Origin of the sequence: Kutzneria sp. NPDC052558 (assembly GCF_044547355.1) — a bacterium.
In the GTDB taxonomy this organism is placed as follows: Bacteria; Actinomycetota; Actinomycetes; order Mycobacteriales; family Pseudonocardiaceae; genus Kutzneria.
This window is the reverse complement of record NZ_JBIUAG010000019.1, coordinates 94,252-113,306: the sequence shown is the minus strand read 5'-3', so window position 1 is coordinate 113,306 and position 19,055 is coordinate 94,252. Positions and strand designations below refer to the sequence as shown.

At 71.6% G+C, this 19,055-nt stretch carries 21 protein-coding genes; 7 read left to right on the top strand and 14 right to left on the bottom strand.

All coding sequences use genetic code 11. From position 1 onward, the window contains the following. Positions 1–92 precede the first annotated feature (92 nt). Genes hisI through ACIG5F_RS30375 form a run of 4 tightly spaced genes read right to left on the bottom strand, consistent with a single transcriptional unit; the run spans position 93 to position 2,205 of the window. On the bottom strand, positions 93–434 hold the full coding sequence (gene hisI, locus ACIG5F_RS30390) for a phosphoribosyl-AMP cyclohydrolase (protein ID WP_396523311.1): 342 nt from the start codon (positions 432–434) through the stop codon (positions 93–95). Next, positions 431–814 (bottom strand): hypothetical protein, encoded by a 384-nt coding sequence (locus ACIG5F_RS30385; protein ID WP_396523309.1) that lies wholly within the window; start codon positions 812–814, stop codon positions 431–433. Before ACIG5F_RS30385 ends, hisI begins: the two co-directional genes overlap by 4 nt. Next, entirely contained in the window at positions 811–1,584 is a 774-nt protein-coding gene (gene hisF, locus ACIG5F_RS30380) for an imidazole glycerol phosphate synthase subunit HisF (RefSeq protein WP_396523307.1), read from the bottom strand. Before hisF ends, ACIG5F_RS30385 begins: the two co-directional genes overlap by 4 nt. 9 nt (positions 1,585–1,593) lie before the next feature. Next, entirely contained in the window at positions 1,594–2,205 is a 612-nt protein-coding gene (locus tag ACIG5F_RS30375) for a Uma2 family endonuclease (RefSeq protein WP_396523305.1), read from the bottom strand. Positions 2,206–2,327: 122 nt separating this feature from the next. Between ACIG5F_RS30375 and ACIG5F_RS30370 the strand changes: the two genes are divergently transcribed. Further along, positions 2,328–2,720 carry a PPOX class F420-dependent oxidoreductase gene (locus ACIG5F_RS30370; protein WP_396523303.1) on the top strand — a complete coding sequence of 131 codons (393 nt, stop codon included), beginning with the start codon at positions 2,328–2,330 and terminating at the stop codon, positions 2,718–2,720. Between the two features lie 33 nt (positions 2,721–2,753). Beyond that, positions 2,754–3,470, top strand: a complete 717-nt coding sequence (locus ACIG5F_RS30365) for a Clp protease N-terminal domain-containing protein (RefSeq protein WP_396523301.1) — start codon at positions 2,754–2,756, stop codon at positions 3,468–3,470. On the opposite strand, the gene priA is transcribed toward ACIG5F_RS30365, so the two are convergent. Further along, positions 3,436–4,167, bottom strand: coding sequence for a bifunctional 1-(5-phosphoribosyl)-5-((5-phosphoribosylamino)methylideneamino)imidazole-4-carboxamide isomerase/phosphoribosylanthranilate isomerase PriA (gene priA / locus ACIG5F_RS30360; RefSeq protein ID WP_396523299.1), 732 nt, complete (start codon positions 4,165–4,167; stop codon positions 3,436–3,438). The two genes, ACIG5F_RS30365 and priA, sit on opposite strands and share 35 nt — an antisense overlap. A 10-nt stretch (positions 4,168–4,177) precedes the next feature. After that, positions 4,178–4,810 (bottom strand): imidazole glycerol phosphate synthase subunit HisH, encoded by a 633-nt coding sequence (gene hisH, locus ACIG5F_RS30355; protein WP_396523297.1) that lies wholly within the window; start codon positions 4,808–4,810, stop codon positions 4,178–4,180. A gap of 281 nt (positions 4,811–5,091) precedes the next feature. Here hisH and ACIG5F_RS30350 point away from each other — a divergent pair, with 281 nt between their 5' ends. After that, positions 5,092–6,177, top strand: coding sequence for an acyltransferase family protein (locus tag ACIG5F_RS30350; RefSeq protein ID WP_396523295.1), 1,086 nt, complete (start codon positions 5,092–5,094; stop codon positions 6,175–6,177). Here ACIG5F_RS30350 and ACIG5F_RS30345 read toward each other — a convergent pair. Next, positions 6,152–6,826: a hypothetical protein gene (locus ACIG5F_RS30345; RefSeq protein WP_396523293.1), complete on the bottom strand. Its 675-nt coding sequence runs from the start codon at positions 6,824–6,826 to the stop codon at positions 6,152–6,154. The genes ACIG5F_RS30350 and ACIG5F_RS30345 overlap by 26 nt on opposite strands. Before the next feature lie 191 nt (positions 6,827–7,017). Between ACIG5F_RS30345 and ACIG5F_RS30340 the strand changes: the two genes are divergently transcribed. Next, the gene (locus ACIG5F_RS30340; protein WP_396523291.1) at positions 7,018–9,432 is read left to right on the top strand and encodes an ATP-binding protein; all 2,415 of its coding nucleotides are present in this window, start codon (positions 7,018–7,020) and stop codon (positions 9,430–9,432) included. Positions 9,433–9,724: 292 nt separating this feature from the next. Here ACIG5F_RS30340 and ACIG5F_RS30335 read toward each other — a convergent pair whose 3' ends face one another. After that, positions 9,725–10,387 (bottom strand): response regulator, encoded by a 663-nt coding sequence (locus ACIG5F_RS30335; protein WP_396523289.1) that lies wholly within the window; start codon positions 10,385–10,387, stop codon positions 9,725–9,727. Positions 10,388–10,903: 516 nt separating this feature from the next. Here ACIG5F_RS30335 and soxR point away from each other — a divergent pair. The 3 genes from soxR to ACIG5F_RS30320 all read left to right on the top strand — a co-directional run bounded on the left by soxR (position 10,904) and on the right by ACIG5F_RS30320 (position 12,941). After that, positions 10,904–11,368: a redox-sensitive transcriptional activator SoxR gene (gene soxR / locus ACIG5F_RS30330; RefSeq protein ID WP_396523287.1), complete on the top strand. Its 465-nt coding sequence runs from the start codon at positions 10,904–10,906 to the stop codon at positions 11,366–11,368. A 99-nt stretch (positions 11,369–11,467) separates the two neighbouring features. Beyond that, on the top strand, positions 11,468–12,367 hold the full coding sequence (locus tag ACIG5F_RS30325; RefSeq protein ID WP_396523285.1) for an ornithine cyclodeaminase family protein: 900 nt from the start codon (positions 11,468–11,470) through the stop codon (positions 12,365–12,367). A gap of 43 nt (positions 12,368–12,410) precedes the next feature. Next, positions 12,411–12,941, top strand: coding sequence for an RNA 2'-phosphotransferase (locus tag ACIG5F_RS30320; protein ID WP_396523283.1), 531 nt, complete (start codon positions 12,411–12,413; stop codon positions 12,939–12,941). Here the strand turns inward: ACIG5F_RS30320 and ACIG5F_RS30315 are convergent. From ACIG5F_RS30315 to ACIG5F_RS30290, 6 genes are read right to left on the bottom strand one after another with little or no spacing between them, the layout of a single operon-like run. Continuing rightward, the gene (locus ACIG5F_RS30315; RefSeq protein WP_211765960.1) at positions 12,928–13,095 is read right to left on the bottom strand and encodes a hypothetical protein; all 168 of its coding nucleotides are present in this window, start codon (positions 13,093–13,095) and stop codon (positions 12,928–12,930) included. The genes ACIG5F_RS30320 and ACIG5F_RS30315 overlap by 14 nt on opposite strands. Then, positions 13,095–13,694: an imidazoleglycerol-phosphate dehydratase HisB gene (gene hisB / locus ACIG5F_RS30310; RefSeq protein WP_396523281.1), complete on the bottom strand. Its 600-nt coding sequence runs from the start codon at positions 13,692–13,694 to the stop codon at positions 13,095–13,097. The genes ACIG5F_RS30315 and hisB overlap by 1 nt, the downstream gene beginning before the upstream one ends. Continuing rightward, entirely contained in the window at positions 13,691–14,797 is a 1,107-nt protein-coding gene (locus ACIG5F_RS30305; RefSeq protein ID WP_396523279.1) for a histidinol-phosphate transaminase, read from the bottom strand. The genes hisB and ACIG5F_RS30305 overlap by 4 nt, the downstream gene beginning before the upstream one ends. A 38-nt stretch (positions 14,798–14,835) precedes the next feature. After that, on the bottom strand, positions 14,836–16,155 hold the full coding sequence (hisD, locus tag ACIG5F_RS30300) for a histidinol dehydrogenase (protein ID WP_396523277.1): 1,320 nt from the start codon (positions 16,153–16,155) through the stop codon (positions 14,836–14,838). Positions 16,156–16,160: 5 nt separating this feature from the next. Then, complete coding sequence (locus tag ACIG5F_RS30295; protein ID WP_396523275.1) at positions 16,161–17,195, bottom strand: phosphotransferase enzyme family protein; 1,035 nt, start codon at positions 17,193–17,195, stop codon at positions 16,161–16,163. Beyond that, positions 17,165–18,697, bottom strand: a complete 1,533-nt coding sequence (locus ACIG5F_RS30290) for an ABC transporter substrate-binding protein (RefSeq protein ID WP_396523273.1) — start codon at positions 18,695–18,697, stop codon at positions 17,165–17,167. Before ACIG5F_RS30290 ends, ACIG5F_RS30295 begins: the two co-directional genes overlap by 31 nt. Positions 18,698–19,055: the final 358 nt, after the last annotated feature.

The following is a 19,055-nucleotide window of genomic DNA, read 5'->3' as shown; positions in this document are numbered from 1 at the left end:
AACCCCCCTAAGGCCCCCCCCCCCGGCTGTGGCACGGGGGTATCCCTCCACTCGGAGTGGAGGAAAGCCCCCTTCCAAGCGGCGGGTCGGTGCTACAGGAGCTGGTCGGCGTCGAAGCAGGTTCGGTCGCCGGTGTGGCAGGCGCCGCCTTCCTGGTCCACCACCAGCAAGATCGTGTCGCCGTCGCAGTCCAGGCGCACCTCGTGCACCCGCTGGGTGTGGCCCGAGGTCTCGCCCTTGATCCACTGCTGCTGCCGGCTGCGCGAGTAGTACGTCGCCTCGCGGGTGGTCAGCGTGCGGTGCAGCGCCGCGTCGTCCATCCACGCCACCATCAGCACCTCGCCGGTGCCGCGCTGCTGCGCCACCGCGCACACCAGGCCGTCGGCGTTGCGCTTGAGCCGCTGGGCGATCTTCGGGTCGAGCGTGTCGGTCATCTCGTGCTTCCCAGGTGTCGTCGGGCCGGCAGGGTGATCTGGAGGACCAGCGCGTACACATGGGCCGCGGCCAGCACCCCGCACAGCACCGCCAGCCAGATCTCGAAGGCCAGCAAGGCGAACGAGGCGTAGACGATCGCCACCAGCACCGTCCACAGTAGAGCCGGGATCCGCGCCGGCCGCACCCCGGCCAACAGCGCCGCCCCCAGCCCGAGGCTGATCACCGCGATCGGGGCCGGCAGGATCAGCGAGCCCAGGTCCCCGGCCTGCAGGCCCAGCACCACGAAGGTCAGCAGGAACAGCAGCCCGCCGCCGGCCAGCACCAGCGAGGCGATCTTGATCTCCAGGGGCGCGGCCGACCCCGGCAGCACCTGCTTCACCGGATCACCGCCCCCGCGCCGCGCAGCTCGTCCTTCACCTCGCCGATGCTGAGCGTGCCGAAGTGGAACACGCTCGCCGCCAGCACCGCGTCCGCGCCCGCCTCGATCGCCGGCGGGAAGTGGTCCACCTGGCCCGCGCCGCCGCTGGCGATCAGCGGCACGCTCACCATGGCCCGCACCAGCCGGATGAGCTCCAGGTCGAAGCCGGCCTTCGTGCCGTCCGCGTCCATCGAGTTCAGCAGGATCTCGCCGACCCCCAGTTCCTGGCCGCGGGCCGCCCACTCCACCGCGTCGATGCCCGTGCCGCGGCGGCCGCCGTGCGTGGTCACCTCGAAGCCCGACGGCGTCGGCTGCCCGTCGATCGGCACTCGCCGCGCGTCCACCGACAGCACGATGCACTGCGCCCCGAACCGCTGCGACGCCTCCCGCAGCAGCTCCGGCCGGGCGATCGCCGCCGTGTTGATGCTCACCTTGTCCGCCCCGGCCCGCAGCAGCCGGTCCACGTCCTCCGGCGCCCGCACCCCGCCGCCCACCGTCAGCGGGATGAACACCTGCTCCGCCGTGCGCCGGACCACGTCGTAGGTCGTCTCCCGGTCCGAGGACGAGGCCGTCACGTCCAGGAAGGTCAGCTCGTCCGCCCCCGCCGCGTCATAGGCCGCCGCCAGCTCCACCGGATCCCCCGCGTCCCGCAGGTCGGTGAAGTTGACGCCTTTGACCACACGGCCCCGGTCGACGTCGAGACAGGGGATGACACGGACTGCGACGGGCATGCCCCCAGCCTACGGGGCCATCGGCGGGATCAAGGCGTCCAGGTCGACTCGGACAGGGAACGGCGCCGAGGTCGTGAACACACCGGTGACACCGCCGTTGTCCTGGTAGCCGAACTCACCGGCCAGATGACAGTCGACGAGCGAGATCGGGTCGTCGAGGTCGATGATCCAGTAGTGCCGGATACCCGCGTCGGCGTACTCATGCCGCTTGATGACATTGTCCATTCGGACCGAGCCCCGCGACACGATCTCCACGACCACATGCACCCCAGCGGCACGGATGACCTTGCCGTCCTTCTCGGCCTGGTGGTAGGCCGACCAGTCGGCGATGATCAGATCAGGCCGGCGGACCTGGCCCGGCTCGTCGGGTGGAAGCAGCTCCAAGTTGATGTCGATATCCGGGAGCGCGCAGACAGTGGCCGGCAGCTGCGGCTTCAGCTGATCACGAAGCTCGGCCATGGCCAATACGTGCCGCGGCCGCGGCGAAGGGCTCATCACGAGCCAGCCCTCCTGGAGTTCCCAGCGGTGTTCGCTGTCTTCGGGCAGGCTTTCATACTCGGCAATCGTCATCGGCTGATCGAACCCGGGCGACGACGGCCGGCCCTGAGGCAACGCGGTCACAGCAACTCCTCACGTCTGTCCGAAGTCTGGCACACCTCGACCGGTCAATCCCTCGTTCGAGCCGGGTGACCCCCGGTCGTGGGGACTGAATACCGAGTTCCGGGCCGCTATCGTCACGGAATGTGGCAATCACCGAGGTGGACCGCCTGTCGGCGGGGAAGTACCTGCTCCTGACCACGTTCCGCAAGGACGGCACGCCGGTGCCGACGCCGGTGTGGGTGACCAGGGACGACGACCGGCTGCTGGTGTGGACGGGGGCGAGCTCGGGCAAGGTGAAGCGGATCCGCCGGGACGGGCACGTGGAGCTGGCGCCGTGCGACGCGCGGGGCAAGGCGACGGGGCCGGCGGTGGCGGGCAGCGCGCAGCTGCTGGACGAGGTCGGCACGGCGACGGCGAAGCAGCTGATCGTGAAGAAGTTTCCCCTGACCGGGCGACTGCTGATTCTCGCCAGCACGATCCGCCGGGGCGCGCGGGGCACGGTGGGCATCGCCATCGAGCCGTCAACTAACGGTTGACGCATGCCAGAAAGTCAACCTACAGTTGACGGCATGAGCACACCGCGACTCGACGACATGATCAACCTGGTCGCCCAGCTCCATCCCGAGGGCGACCCGCTGGAGCGGCTCTCCGAGGCGGTCCGCCAGGCCGACCACCTCGGGGAGCTGTCCGACCACCTGGTCGGCCACTTCGTCGACCAGGCCCGCCGGGCCGGCGCGACCTGGACCGACATCGGACGCAGCATGGGGGTGAGCAAGCAGGCGGCGCAGAAACGCTTCGTGCCCAAGGAAGAGCCCATGGACTGGGGCCCGTTCAGCCGGTTCACCGACCTCGCCCGGCAGGTGGTGGTCGGGGCCCAGGCCGAGGCCGTCGCCGCCGGCCACCGCTACATCGGCACCGAGCACGTGCTGCTGGGCCTGATCGCCACCCACAAGGGCCTGGCCTCGAAGGCGCTGATCGCCCAGGGCATCACCGAGGAGCAGATCCGGGCGGCGGTGAAGATCGCCGCGCCCCACACCGACGAGAAGATCACCGAGCAGATCCCCTTCACCCCGCGCGTGCGCAAGGTGCTGGAGCTCGCGGTGCGCGAAGCCCTGCGGCTGGGGCACAACTTCGTCGGCACCGAGCACCTGCTGCTCGGCCTGATCGCCGAGGCCGACGGCATCGGCCCGCAGGTGCTCAACGGCCTCGGCCTCGACGCCGACGAGTTGGAGCGCTTGATCCTGGCGAAGGTCAGCGAACTGCGGAAAGAGCGTCAGGGAGAGTGAACGCGCCGGCGTAGAGGGCCTTGCCGACGATCGCGCCCTCGACGCCGTCCGCGGCCAGCCCGGCCAGCGCGACCAGATCGTCCACACTGGACACACCGCCGGAGGCGATCACCGGGGCGTCGGTCCGGTCGCACACCGCCCGCAGCAGCTCCAGGTTGGGGCCGCGCAGGGTGCCGTCCTTGCTCACGTCGGTCACCACGTAGCGGGAGCAGCCGTCCCGGTCCAGCCGGTCCAGCACGTCCCACAGGTCGCCGCCGTCGCTGGTCCAGCCGCGGGCGGCCAGCCGGTGCCCCTGTTCGGTGATCCGCACGTCCAGCCCGACCGCCACCTTGTCGCCGTGCTCGGCGATGGCCTTGGCGCACCAGGTCGGGTTCTCCAGCGCGGCGGTGCCCAGGTTGACCCGGGTGCAGCCGGTGGACAGCGCGGCGGCCAGCGACTCGTCGTCGCGGATGCCGCCGGACAGCTCCACCTTCACGTCCAGCTTGCCGACCACCCCGGCGAGCAGCTCACGGTTGGAACCGCGGCCGAACGCGGCGTCGAGGTCGACGAGATGGATCCACTCGGCGCCGTCGTTCTGCCACGCGAGCGCGGCCTCCAGCGGGTCGCCGTAGGAGGTCTCGGTGCCGGCCTCGCCCTGGACCAGCCGCACGGCCTTGCCGTCGGCGACATCAACGGCGGGGAGCAGGTAAAACGTCACGGCGCTGACCTTATCGCGTCGAACGGAGCCAGTTCTCCAGCAGGTGCGCGCCGGCGTCGCCGGACTTCTCCGGGTGGAACTGGGTGGCGCACAGCGCGCCGTTCTCCACGGCGGCCACGAAGTCCTCGCCGTGGTTGGCCCACGTCACCAGCGGCGCCCGCAGGGTGCTGTCCGCCACCAGCTCCCACTTGCGCACGCCGTAGGAGTGCACGAAGTAGAACCGGGCGTCGTCGTCGAGGCCGTCGAACAGCACGGAGCCCTCGGCGGCGCGCACGGTGTTCCAGCCCATGTGCGGCAGCACGTCGGCGTGCAGGCGTTCCACCGTGCCCGGCCACTCGCCGCAGCCGGCGGACTCGATGCCGTGCTCGACGCCGCGTTCGAACAGGATCTGCATGCCGACGCAGATGCCCAGCACCGGCCGCCCGCCGGCCAGCCGCTCGCCGATGACGCGGCCGCCGCGAACGGCGTTGAGGCCCGCCATGCACGCCGCGTACGCGCCGACCCCGGGCACGACGAGGGCGTCCGCGTCGAGCACGGCACGATGGTCGGCGGTCACCTCGACCTCGGCGCCGACGCGGCGCAGCGCCCGCTCGGCCGAGCGAAGGTTGCCTGATCCGTAATCCAGCACGACTACCCGGGTCACGCGTCCCAGCTTAATGGGCCCATCGAACGTGATCTGCGTCACGCTACGGAACGTGTTCTCGCCGGCAGGCCAACCATTCGGGCGGCTCGTCCGTCTAACGGGCTATGCCCGGTGTCGTACCGTAGCCGGCTGCTGCTGCCGTCGAGAAGGTGAAGGACTTTCCCTGTGACCGAGCTTGCGAGGGCGCCATTCAGCACAGCGACGTCAGTCACAGGCTCACCGAGCGCTAGCGAGGCGAACCTGTGACTCAGCTGGCTACAGCTAGCCCGTCCACGAGCACCGTGCCGTCCCCGCCCCTGGGTGGACGGCTGCCCTCCCTCACCGGACTGCGCTGGGTGGCCGCCTTCCTGGTCTTCGGCATGCACGTGCGCAACTTCGGCTTCTTCGGCCCCGGCCCGGCGGCCAACGTCATGGCCACCGTGTTCCAGGCCGGCGGCACCGGCGTCTCGTTCTTCTTCATCCTGTCCGGGTTCGTGCTGATGTGGTCGTCCCGGCCCAAGGACACCGCGCTCGGCTTCCTGCGCCGCCGGGTCGCCCGCATCTACCCGGTGCACCTGGTGTGCGTGCTGGCCGCGCTGCTGCTGGCGGTGACCATCGGCTCCGAGATGACGCCGGGCGCCGGGCCGCTGCTGGCCAACGTGTTCCTGCTGCACTCGTGGTCGCCGGACTACAACTACTACCAAAGCCTCGACCCGGTCAGCTGGTCCCTGGTCTGCGAGCTGCTGTTCTACGTCTCGTTCCCGCTGTTCGGGCGGCTGGCCCGGCACCTGCAGGCCCGCGGCGCGGTGGTGTTCGCGGTGGCCAGCGCGGTGGCCGTGGTCGCCGTCCCGGTCGCCATCACCGTGCACCCGATCTCGTGGCCGATCTACTTCTTCCCGCTGGCCCGGCTGGGCGAGTTCACCCTCGGCATCGCCCTGGCCCGGCTGGTCATGCTCGGCCGCTGGCGCGGCCCCGGCCTCGACGTGGCGCTGGCCGTCACGCTGATCGGCTACTTCGTGGTGCCGGCGCTGCCCAACGCCTTCGGCAACACCTTCTGCACGCTGCTCGGTTTCAGCCTGCTCATCCCGGCCGCCGCCACCGCCGACATCCGCGGCACCCACTCGGTGTGGCGCAAGCCGGCGATGGAACGACTCGGCGAGTGGTCGTTCTCGTTCTACATGGTGCACGTGCTGGTGCTCGGCGCCGTGAAGACGCTGCTGCCGGGCGCCATCTCGCTCAGCGCGCCGGCCGGGCTGGTGGTGGTGCTGGCGATGTTCGCGGTCAGCCTCGGCCTGGCCTGGGCGCTCTACACGTTCGTGGAGACCCCGGGCCGCAAGTTCATCACCGGCGGCCGCAAGAAGGCTAAGACGGCGCCATCCCCTGCGTGACCGGCACGACCGGCAGCACGGTGTTCAGCGGGGCCTCCCGCACCACCTTGCGGCTGGCGCTGGAGGGCAGCTTGGCCAGCCACGCGTCGGCGTGACCGGCGTCCACCAGCGACGCCACCTGCGCCACGTCGTCCCGGCCGGCCGCGCTGAACAGCGCCGACAGCGCCTGGGGGCCGCCCGACGGCCAGTCCTGCACCCGCTCCACCATCGCGCGGTCGGCGGCGTCCAGCGTCTCGCCGAACCGCGCGGCCACCGCGTCGTGCCGGCTGCGCTGGTCCCGCTTGTCGCTGTGCAGCAGGAACATGCCGCGCAGCAGCAGCCGGGCCGCCGGGCCGCTCGGGTTGGTCGCCCGCAGCAGCGTCAGCACGTCCCGGTGCGCGCCCCAGGCCCAGCCGTACAGGGCCTTGTCGTAGATCGGGTGCGCGGTGACCGCGTGGTCGTCCCAGCGCACCGCCAGCGCCCGCTCGCCGATCCGCAGACAGGTGCGGGCCAGCGCCACCGCGCGCGGGAACCGCGCCTCCGGCGCGGGCAGCAGCACGGTGCCGGAGCCCACCGGGACCAGCACCGCCGGTCCCTCGCCCTCCTCGTGCAGCCGGATCTGCAGCTTCGCGGTCGGCACCGGTGTCCAGATCAGCGTCCTCGCGGTCACGAGGTGAAGAGTATTCGTGCCGTGTTGTCGCTACGGGGCGAGGCCGGCGATAACCCACCCTCGCGTCCGTCGGGCCGATCGATGCGGCCGAACGGGTGCAGGACCCTGGTCGATGGATACGGCCGGGGCGTCGTCCGGCTGATCGGGTGACCATCGTTTTGGCCGGTCTACTTGCTGCTAGCGTGGCGACGATGGCGTCGGCGGAGCGGTGTTGCGCGGTCTGCGGGAAGGTCCTCGCCGACCAGCAACGCGTGCGCTACTGCTCCAACGCGTGCCGGCAGCGGGCCTATCGGAAACGGGCGACCGCGGCCACGCGAACGTCCATTCCGGCGGCGGCCAATTCCGACATCCCCGGCGCGTTGCCGGCGCTGGTGGACAGTTTTGTCGGCCGGCGGCCCGAGATCGAGCGGCTGACCCACCTGCTCGGCCAGCGCCGGCTGATCACCCTGGTCGGGCCGGCCGGGGTGGGCAAGACGCGGCTGGCGCTGGAGGTGGCCGGCCGGCTGCCGCAGCAGGCCGTGCTGGTCGAGCTGGACAGTCTCGACGACGGCGACCGGGTGACCCAGGTGGTGGCCGGGGCGTTCGGCGTGCGAGAGCTGCCGGGCCGGACCATTTCGGAAGCCCTGTTCACGACCCTGCGCGGCGCCCGCACGCTGCTCATCCTGGACAACTGCGAGCATCTGATCGACGCCACGGCCCAGTTCGTCGACCTGGCCCTGCGCCGCTGCCGTGGCCTGCGCGTGCTGGCCACCAGCCGCGAAGCCCTGGCCATCCCCGGCGAGCTGGTGTTCTCCGTCGACGGGCTGCCGCTGCCCAGCGGCGCCTCGGACCCGATGCGCAGCGACGCGGTGCGGCTGTTCGTGGACCGGGCCCGCGAGCGGGACCAGGACTTCGCGCTCGACGACGACACCGTCGGCCAGATCGCCGCCGTGTGCGCCGAGCTGGACGGCAGCCCGCTGGCGATCGAGTTGGCCGCGCACCGGATCCCGATGCTCTCGGTGGACGCCATCCACGCCCGGCTGGCCGGCCGGTTCGAGCTGTTGACAACCGCCCATCGGACGGGAAAGGCCCGTCAGCGCAGCCTTCGGCAGGCCATCGACTGGAGCCACCAGCTGCTCGGACCGGACGAGCAGGTCGTGTTCCGCCGGTTGTCGGTGCTCAGCGGCACGTTCGACCTGGACACCGCCATCGCGGTCTGCGCCGACGAACAGTTCCGTCCGGAGCAGGTGTTCGAGCTGGCCTTCCGGCTCCAGGCCGGCTCGCTCATCACCACGGCCGGCTCGTCGAGGCTGCGCATGCTGGAGTCCATCCGGTTGTACGCGCGGCAGCGTCTGGACGCCTCCCCGGACGGGGCCGCCACCCACGATCGGTTGACGAGCTGGCTGACCGAGTTGGCCCAGCCGCTGGTGCGGGAGCCCGTGTGGTTCCCGCTGGCGGCGCAACGACGATTGGAGGGATTGCTCGACAACTTGATGGTGGCGGTGCGCTGGACCGCGTCGGTCGACGACGAGCGGAACGCGGTGCTCACCGTGGCCACCGTTCGCTGCTGGATGCCCAGGGGCTTCCTCACCGAGGGCCGCAAGCTGCTGCGGGCCGCCCTGGACCGGGTGCACGTCCGGCCCGAGCACCGCTGCCTGCTGCTCACGTACGCCGGCTACCTGGCCACCGTGCAGGGCGATGCGCACGAGGGCGTCACCTACCTAGCCGAGGCGCTGGCGCTGGCCCGCACCACCGGCGACCCGGTGCCGCTGATCAGCGCCCTGTACACGATGGGCGCGGTCTGCCAGGCCACCGAGCGGCTGGACGACGCCCAGGAGCGGTTCACCGAGGCGCTGCGGCTGGCCGAGGCGCAGCACGACGAGACCGCCGTCGGCATGGTGCTGGAGCGGCTGGCCCTGACCGCGCACTGGCAGGGCGACCTGGACCGGGCCGACGAGCTGATCAGCGGTGCGCTGCGGCGACTGCGGGCCGGGCCCGTCTGCCACGGTATGAGCCTCGCGCTGCACACCGCCGGGACCATCGCCCTGCGCCGTGGGCAACGCGCCAGCGCCGAGGAGTTCTTCGGCGACAGCCTGCGCAACGCGCCGGCCAGCTGGCTGGAGGTGCCGTTCGCCCTGGAGGGCCTGGCCATGGCCGCCGGCCAACGCGGCGACGGCGAACGCGCCATCCGCCTCTTCTGCGCCGCCCGCAACATCCGCGGCGGCGATCGCCTCTACGCCGAGCCCGCTTGGCGTCGGCAGGTCGAGGGCAGCCTCGGCGACTGGAGCATGCCCGACGACGGCGAGCTGACCCGCATCGCCCGGGAGGTCAGCCGCCTCAACCGGGAACAGGTCATGGCCTACGCCCTGCACGACGTCTGGACCGCCCCCTCCGGCTCGGCCGGGCAGCAGCTGGGTGCGGACGAGCAGGAGGTCGCAACCCTGGTGGCTGCCGGCCTCACCAACCCCGAGATCGCCGCTCGCCTCGGTGTGAGCGTGCGGACCGTCGCGTATCGGCTGCACCGGGTCCGAACCAAGCTGGGTCTGCGGAGCCGTGAGGATGTGGTGGCCTGGCGCCACCCCGGCGAACGCCCGACGCCGCCCGAGGAGACCCCGGTCGTTCACTGACCGGCCGCAACCGCCTGGCCGGACCTGGCTGGACGCCGGCCGGTGGCGGCGGAAGCCACCGAAGGCGCTTGCCCTGGCTCGACTGCCTACCCGGATTGCGCTGCGCTGTCTCCGCTGGCCCGACTGACCTGTCCCAGCTGCGCTGTCCCGGCTGCGCTGTCCTGGTCGCCGGGCGGGTGCGTCGCCGGAATGCGCTTTCCCGAACGGTCCGACGCCGAGCAGCCGGGCAAGGGCGCTGAGCGGATGAGCGGTCGCACCGGTGGCGGCGGAAGCCACCGGAATGCGCTTTCCGTCAGGCGCTGACCAGGCGGGCGTTGTGCGCGAGGATGGCGGCCTGCACACGGTTGTCGCAGCTGAGCTTGGTGAGCAGGCGGCTGACGTGGGCCTTGACCGCGCCCTCGCTCAGGTAGAGCTTGCGGGCGATCTGGAGGTTGCCCATGCCCTGCGCGAGCAGGCCGAGGACCTCCCGCTCACGGCCGGTGAGGTGGCCGACCAGGTCGCGGGCCCGCTCGATCGGCTCGGGGTCGATGTCGACGATGCGCTCGAGCACCCGGCGGGTGATCGCCGGCGACAGCATCGCCTCCCCGGCCGCCACGGCCCGCACGGCCGCCACGAGCTCGCGGGGGCTGCCGTCCTTGAGCAGGAAGCCGGTGGCGCCCGCGCGCAGCGCCCGGCGGATGTGGCTGTCGTCGGCCGCCGAGGTCAGCAGCACCACCGCCGTGCCCGGCGACAGGCCTCTGACCTGCTCGGTTGCCGCGAGCCCGTCCAGCCCCGGCATCCGCACGTCCATCAACAGCACTCGGGGATGGTGCTTGCGCACGAGTTCGACCGCGCCCGATCCACTGGCGGCCTCGGCCACGACCCGCACGTCCGGCGCCTGTTCGAGGACCCGGCGGATACCGCCGCGCACCAGCGCCTCGGAGTCCACGACTCCCACGGTGATCGTCTGGTTCATGCCCCCGATTGTGCGGCCCGGCGGGCCGAATGAAAACCGTTGTGTAACGGTTTGCAGGGCTGCACGTAACGCGGAACCGGATCCGCCGCCGAGACGACTCTAGGCTCCCGCCGGCCCGGCCACCCGGTGAACTGGTCGGAAGATACGTCCGCCGCCCGGCCATCCTGTCCGCCCGACGACGCCGCCGCCCGATCGCCACGATCGGACGTGCCCCCACCAGCCCACCCGTCGAGACCAGCGGGATGATCACCGGGCGGCGAGACCCGACCGGGACGGTCACCGGCGCGCGAGGCAGGCTCGCATCCGGGTGGCGAATTGGGGCGGTCACCGGGGCGAGACGTCGCCCGGTCGCCGCAGCGGAGACAGCGCCGCCGATTCGCGGTGGGCGGGGTGGGGCGTGTGCATCGGGTGATGCTGGTGGTGCGCACGGTGGTGAAACCCGTTTGCCCGAACCGCAATCCGCGGGAAGGTACGGGGGAGTGCGCATTCGAGTTAACTCCAGGTTAGGCTCATCGGGTGGTGAAACTCCCCGACTGGCTGTCCATCGGACAGGTGGCCGAACGCAGCGGAGTCGCGCAGACGGCGTTGCGGTTCTACGAGGAACGCGGGCTGATCGCGGCCGAGCGGACGGCGGGCAATCAGCGCCGGTACCCACGCTCGGTGTTGCGCCGGCTGGCGTTCATCCGCTCGGCGCAGCGGGTGGGGCTCAGCCTCGAGGACATCGGCGCGGCGCTGGCGACGCTGCCGGAGCAGCGCACGCCGACCAAGGCCGACTGGGCCCGGCTGTCGCGGGAGTGGAAGGCCGAGCTGGAGGCCAGAATCGACTCCCTGCAACGACTTCGGGACAAGCTGGAGGGCTGCGTCGGCTGCGGCTGCCTGTCGATGCGGATGTGCTCGCTGTTCAATACCGACGATCGACTCTCCGGCTACGGTCCGGGTGCGCCGCGCCTGCGGGCTGCGGCCGAGGGAGGTATCGACTGAGTGGCGCCGGTCGGCGCAGGGTGATCACCGTTGCGCCATAAGGATGCAGCTGTCCGCGCCGGCTTGTAGGCGGGTGTCGGGCAGTCGCAGACTGGACACGTGAAGGTCATCTCGGACGCCGAAGTGCGCGCCACCCTGCTTGCCGGGGCGGCTGTCCGCGTTTCCCGAGACGCCCTCGTGGACGCCCACCGCGGCACTCTCAAGGCCCCGCCCCGCGCCGGGATCGACGTCGGCTCAACGGAACTCGTGTTCACCGCCGGCGGAAACTCTTCGGGCACCGTGGGATTCCGGTGCTACGGCCTGTGGCCCGGCCATGCCGACCAGCTGGTGGCGGTGTGGGACAACAAGGGTTCGCTGCGCGGCGTGGTGGTCGGCACCGCGCTCGGCGCCCTGCGCACGGGCGCGCTCGGCGGCGCGGCGGTGGATGCCCTGGCCAAGCCCGACGCCTCGGTGTGCGCGGTCATCGGCTCCGGCACGCAGTCCTGGGCGCAGCTGTGGGGCGCCTGCGCGGTCCGCACCTTCAGCGAGGTGCGGGTCAGCTCGCCGACCCCGGAGAACCGGGCCAAGTTCGCGGCACGGGCCCGTGACGAGCTCGGCCTGAACGCCGTCGACCTCGCCGACTCGGTGGCGGCGGTGCGCGACGCGGACGTGGTGCTGGTGGCCACCAAGTCGACCAAGCCGGTGCTGCCGGCGACGGCGTTCGCCCCGGGCTGCCACGTCAACACCATCGGCCCCAAGCTGCGCGGGGCCAGCGAGCTGCCGCCCGAGCTGGCCAGCGTGGCCGCCATCGTGGCCAGCGACTCGCCGGCCCAGGCCGCCGCCTACGGCAACCCGTTCTTCACCGGCCGCAAGCTGGCCCACCTGGGCGGCATCATCGCCGGCGACCTGCCCGGCCGGATCAGCGAGGGCCAGATCACCCTGTACTGCTCGACCGGCCTGGCCGGCACCGAGGTGCTGCTGGCCGACCACGTGCTCAACGAACTGGACCTGGCCGCCTGAATTCCGTGGACGCCGCCCGCCGCCCGGCCCACACTTGGCGCACATGAACGAGAAAGACACGATCCGCATCTCGAAGCGGCTGGCGCGACACCTCAGACACGCGCCCGAGGAGATCGGCATCCGGCTCACCGCCGACGGCTGGACCGAGGTCGAGCCGCTGATCGCCGCGTTGGGCATCAGCCGGGAACAGCTCGACCACGTGGTCGCCACCAATGACAAGCGCCGCTACGCCTTCGACGACACGGGCGCCCTGATCCGCGCCAGCCAGGGACATTCGGTGCCGGTGCGGCTGGACCTGCCGGCCGCGACGCCGCCGGACACGCTCTACCACGGCACGGTCGCCCGGTTCCTGGACGCGATCATGGCCGAGGGACTGCGCCCGATGAGCCGGCACGACGTCCACCTGTCACCGGATGTCCCCACAGCGGTCAGGGTCGGTTCACGGCGTGGCAAACCGGTCGTGCTCAAGGTCGACGCCGGCGCGATGCACGCCGACGGGCACGTGTTCCGGTTGAGCGCCAACGGCGTCTGGCTCACCGCCCACGTGCCCGTCCGCTACCTCAGTTCGACATGAACCACGCGACCGCGCCGCCGGCGGCCAGCAGGGCGAGCACGCCCAGCACGGCGGCGGCGATCCGCGACGCCTGCTTCCACATCGTGTACACGCCGCCGATCAGGAAGCCGGCCACGGCCAGCAGCGCGATGGCGATGTACTGGTGCTGCGTCATCACAACACCCCCTTCGTGGAGGGCACGCCCGACACCCGCGGGTCGGGTTCGGTGGCGGCGCGCAGCGCGCGGGCGATCGCCTTGTACTCGGCCTCGGTGATGTGGTGCGGGTCCCGCCCGTGGATGACCCGCACGTGCAGGGCGATCTGGGCGTGGAAGGCCAACGACTCGAACACGTGCCGGTTGAGCACGGTCGCGTAGTTGTTGCCGACGGTGAAGGACTCCATCGACTCCGGCTCGCCCACGTGCACGCAGTACGGCCGGCCGCTGGCGTCGACCGCGGCGTGGGCCAAGGTCTCGTCCATCGGGATCCAGCAGTCGCCGAACCGCCGGATGCCGGCCTTGTCCCCCAACGCCTGCCGGATCGCCTGGCCCAGCACGATGGCCACGTCCTCGACGGTGTGGTGGGCGTCGATGTGCACGTCGCCGGTGGCCCGCACCACCAGGTCGAAGCTGCCGTGCACGCCGAAGGCGGTCAGCATGTGGTCGTAGAACGGCACGCCGGTGTCGATCTCGACCTTGCCCGAGCCGTCGAGGTCGATCTCGACGAGCACCGAGGACTCCTTGGTGGCGCGCTCGATGCGCCCGATGCGAGTCACCTGGAAATCTCCTTGCTGGCCACCAGGAACGCGTCGTTCTCTTCGGGCGTCCCGATGGTGACCCTGAGGTGGTTGGCGATGCCGACGTCCCGGATCAGCACACCTTTGTCCAAATAGGACTGCCAGGCGGCCCGCGCGTCGTCGAAGTGTCCGAACAGGACGAAGTTGGCGTCGCTCGGCACGACCTGGAAACCCATGCCCGCCAACGCGTCCACCACACGGTGGCGTTCGGCCACGAGCTTGGCCACCGAGGCCAGCGTCTGCTCGCCGTGCCGCAGCGCGGCCAGCGCGGCGGCCTGGGTCAGCGAGGACAGGTGGTACGGCAGGCGCACCAGTTGCAGCGCGTCCACCAGCGCCGGCGCGGCGGCCAGGTAGCCGAGACGGCCGCCGGCGAAGGCGAAGGCCTTGCTCATGGTCCGGGTGACCACCAGCTTGTCGGCGAATTCCTCAAGCAGGCCGAGGGTGCTGGCGTGCTCGTTGAACTCCGCGTATGCCTCGTCGATGACCACGATGCCCGGCGTGACCGCGATCAGCGCGCGCAACTGGTCGAGCGGGATCGCCTGCCCCGTCGGGTTGTTCGGGCTGGTGATGAACACCATGTCCGGCGCGCGCTCGACGATGATCCGCGCCGCTTCCTCGGTGTCCAGCGAGAAGTCGGCCCGACGCGGCGTGGGCACCCAGTCGGTGCGGGTGCCGGTGGCGATGATCGGGTGCATCGAGTACGAGGGCTCGAAGCCCAGGGCGCTGCGGCCCGGGCCGCCGAAGGCCTGGAACAGCTGCTGGAGGATCTCGTTGGAACCGTTGGCCGCCCACACGTTGGCCACCGTCACCGGCACGCCGGTGGACGAGGCCAGGTAGGCGGCCAGTTCCGTGCGCAGGGCGATCGCGTCCCGGTCCGGGTAGCGGTGCAGCGTGGCCGCCACCTCGGCCGCCGCGGCGGCCACGTCGGCGACCAGCTCCGCGGGCGGCGGGTAGGGGTTTTCGTTGGTGTTCAGGCGGATCGGCACGTCCAGCTGCGGCGCCCCGTAGGGCGTGCGGCCGCGCAGGTCCTCGCGCAGCGGCAGGTCGGCGAGCTGGACGCGCGCGCCAATGGGAGCAGTCATGATGCCGCCTCCGCGGCGAGAAGAGCGTCGTCAGGCATTCAGGCGTCCTTGAAACGGGCGGTGACGGCTTGGCCGTGTGCGGGCAGGTCCTCGGCGTTGGCCAGCGCGACCACCTTGTCGGCGACGTCGCGCAACGCGTCCTCGGTGTAGTCGATGACGTGGATGCCGCGCAGGAAGGTCTGCACGGACAGGCCCGAGGAATGGCGGGCGCAGCCGCCGGTGGGCAGCACGTGGTTGGAGCCGGCGCAGTAGTCGCCGAGCGAGACGGGGGCGTAGGCGCCGACGAAGACCGCGCCGGCGTTGGTGACCCGGGCCGCCACCACGCGGGCGTCGGCGGTCTGGATCTCCAGGTGCTCGGCCGCGTACGCGTCGACGACCTTCAGCCCATCGTCCACAGTGGACACCAGGATGCAGCCGGACTGCCGGCCCGCCAGCGCTTCCGCCACCCGGGCGCTGTGCTTGGTCGCGCCCACCTGCTTGCGCAGCTCCACGTCGACCGCGTCGGCCAGCTCCACCGAGTCCGTGACCAGCACGCTGGCCGCCAGCGTGTCGTGCTCGGCCTGGCTGATCAGGTCGGCCGCCACGTGCGCCGGGTCGGCCGTGCCGTCGGCCAGGATCGCGATCTCGGTCGGGCCCGCCTCGGAGTCGATGCCGACCAGGCCGCGCAGCAGCCGCTTGGCCGCCGTCATGTAGATGTTGCCAGGGCCGGTGATCATGTCCACCGCGTCGAGCTCGGCCCCGTCGGTGTCCACGCCGCCGTACGCCATGAGCGCGATCGCCTGCGCCCCGCCGACCGCCCACACCTCCTCGACGCCCAGGAGCGCCGCCGCCGCCAGGATCGCCGGGTGCGGCAGGCCGCCGTGCTCGGCCTGCGGCGGCGAGCACACCACCAGCGAGCCCACGCCCGCCGTCTGCGCCGGCACCACGTTCATCACCACGCTCGACGGGTACACCGCCAGGCCACCCGGCGCGTACAGGCCGACCCGGCCCACCGGCACCCAGCGCTCCGTGACCGTGCCGCCCGGCACCACCTCGGTCGTCTTGTCGACCCTTCGCTGGTCCGCGTGCACCTTCCGGGCCCGGGCGATCGACTCCTCCAGCGCCGCCCGGACCTTCGGGTCCAGCTCCGCCAGCGCCTGCTCGATCTTCGCCTTCGGCACCCGCACCGACGGCGGCTTGATCCGGTCGAACCGCTCCGCGAACTCCAGCACCGCCGGCACGCCCCGGTCCCGAACCGCCTCCACGATCGGCCGCACCTGATGCAGCACCACGTCCACGTCGACCTCGGCGCGCGGCAGCGTGGCGCGCAGGTTGGCCGGGGACGGGACGTGACCACGCAGGTCGGTGCGGTTGAGCATGGCCATCAGGGTACCGAGACCGCGCCCACGTGCCTTCCGGTGTCCACATACACCCGCAACTGCTCGACCAGCTCCCGCAGCCGCTGTTCCCGCCACAGCGCCACCGTCGGATTGACCGATCGCGCCAGATAGTTCACGACCACCAGGTCACGCAATGCCAGGTAGGCGGTGAAGTCGGCCATGGGCGGCAGGGGACGGCGTTCGGCATAGCCGTCGAGAACGCGGCGCGCAAACGTTTGGTAGCCGGCGGGATCGGCTCGGTCCAGGCGGGCGACAGAGTCGAGGAAGGCGGCCAGGTCCAGGAGGTCGTGCCCCCATCCGCAATCCTCGAAATCGATGACCGCCAGCTCACCGTGCCGGGAGCAGAGAAAGTTCCCTCGGTGCAGATCGCCATGGATCAGGATTTCCCGACCGGTTTCCGCCGGGGCGCCGGAACCGATTCGACGAGCTGCGGCGGCGAGGACATCCGAGGCGCCGACGCCCAGGACCCGGTCGACCTCGGCGAAGTTGTCGGCAAGGCCGGCGATGATGGCCCGGAAGGTCATCGAGGGGCGAACAAAGGTGTCATCGGGCGTGAATACGTCGGCCTGGCCGTGGACTTCGGCGACGAGCCGGCCGTAGTCGGCGGCCAGCGGAGAGTCATAGGCGATACGGGGAGCTGTGCCGTCGAGCCACTCCGTCATGACGACAACTGCCGGAAATTCGGGGAGCTCGACCGCCCATTCACCAGTCGAGGCCAACACCGGCGCCGGCCGGCGAATCCCCGACAGGCGATCCAGCCAGCGCATTTCCGACTCGATGTGGGCCAAGGAGAGATCGGCCCGCAGGGAGAGGCGGAGGAAGAATCTTCCGGACGGGGTGGAGAGCCGGTAGATGCCGTTCAGTTCGTACTGGACGAGCCGGAGCACGCCGGCCGGCAGGTCGAAGGCGGCCAACCCGGCGAGCGCGGCGGCGCGGAGCAGCCGGAGCTGGTGGGGGCGAGACAGGCCGGGCAGCGAGGCGGAGCGGGTCAGCGGATGGTCCAGGTTTCGACGTTCCACCAGGGGCCCCAGGTCAGGGGGCCGTGGATGGCGGGCTCGGTGATGGCGACGGAGCCGGACCAGTTGTCGTGGACGGCGTAGGTGTGGGTGATGAAAGCCAGGGTGACCATGGCGGGGTCGCCGATGTAGGCGCGCTGGGCGGCGCGGAAGGCGGTGGCGCGGGCGGCGGGGTCGGTGGCCTTGTGGGCGGTGTCCAGGGCGGAGTCGACGGCGGGGTCGCTGTAGGCGGTGGTGTTCGCCGAGCCGCCAGTGTGCAGGACGGAGCGCACGGCGAGGTCGGGGTCGAACGGGTTGCCGCCGGAGATGATCTGGGCGCTGCCGGCACTGCCGCCGGCGACGGCGGCGACGTCGAGGCCGATGGCCTTGAGCTGGGTGGCAAACGCTTGCGCGAGGGCCTTGCGGTCCAGGTCGCCGGCGGGATAGCCGACGGTGAAGGCGGCCCGGACGCCGGCGTGGGAGCGGATGCCGTCGGGGCCGACAGCCCAGCCGGCCTGGTCGAGGATGCGGCCGGCGGCGGCCCGGTCGAAGCGGTAGGTGGCCTGGGGGTCGACGAACTCGGGCAGCGAGTCGGGCATGGGGGTGTAGGCGGGCGTGCCCTTGCCGCCGAGGGCGGTGCCGATCAGGTCCCGCCGGTCGATGGCGAAGTTCAGGGCCAGCCGCACGGCCCGGTCGCCGGTCACTGGCCCGGGCGGCAGGGACACGGCCCGGTAGTCGGCGCTGTCCTCGGTGACCATCCGGACGTTGTCGAACTTGGCCACGGCGACGGCCTGCTGCTGCGGCACCTCGATGCCGTCGAAGTCGCCGGCCTTCATACGGGCGATGCGGGAGGTGTCGTCGGGCACGAAGACGACGGTCATCTTTACGATCTTGGGCGGCAGGCCGTAGTAGTGCTTGTTCAGGCCCAGCACGAGTTGCTTGCCCTTGTCCCACCCGGCCACGGTGTACGCCCCGGTGCCGGGCGGCTGCGGATCGGTCGGCGCGGCGGTGTGCGGGATGATGCCCAGCACCAGCCGGGTCGGGAACGACGGGGACGGGAACGACAGGTCGAACCGCACGGTCAGCTCGTCCACCGCGACCACGCCGGCCAGCATGTCGAAGTCGGGCCGCAGCGGGGACTTCACCGCCGGATCGAGCACGGCGTTGTACTCGGCGACGACGTCGGCGGCGGTGAGCGGGCTGCCGTCGGCGAACAGGACCCGCTCGTGCAGCTTCACCGTCCACGACTTGCCGTCCGCCGAAGGCTGCGGCATGCCCGTGGCCAGCAGCGGCTTCAGCACGCGGCCGGCGTTGTACGTGAGCAGCCCGTCGTACATCCGCGACGACCCGTACGGCGCGAAGCCCTGCACCGGGTTCAGGCTGGCCGGCTCGCTGGAGTCGGCCACGGTGATGGTGGTGTTGTCGTCCACTGTGCTGCCCGGCCGGCTGGGCGCCGGGTCGCCGGTGCACGCCGCCACGACCGCGGCGGCAGCGAGCAGGCAGACGGGCAGTAGGAGTCGACGCACAGTCCCCGACCCTAGCCAGGTCACCTGACAACCGCCTGAGGGGCCTCACGCAGGCCGTGGCGGCCACGGCTGCGCTCGGGGATCGTCGGCGAACCGCCGCAGCCACTCCGCTACCCGCTGCGCTTGCGGATACGGCGACAGGGCCAGGCCATCGGCGAGCACGCGTAGGCCCTCAGGCTCGTAGTAGCTCGGGTTCCACAGGTCGTCGGCCTGCGGGTCGGGCGTGACCAGACGTGGGGGGCGGGGGGGGGGGGGGGGGGGGGGGGCCCGGCGGGGGGGGGGGGGGGGGGGGCATTAGAGACACCCCCCCCCCGGCCCCGCGGGCGGGGGGGGGGGGCCCCCCCCCCAAACAAGGGAA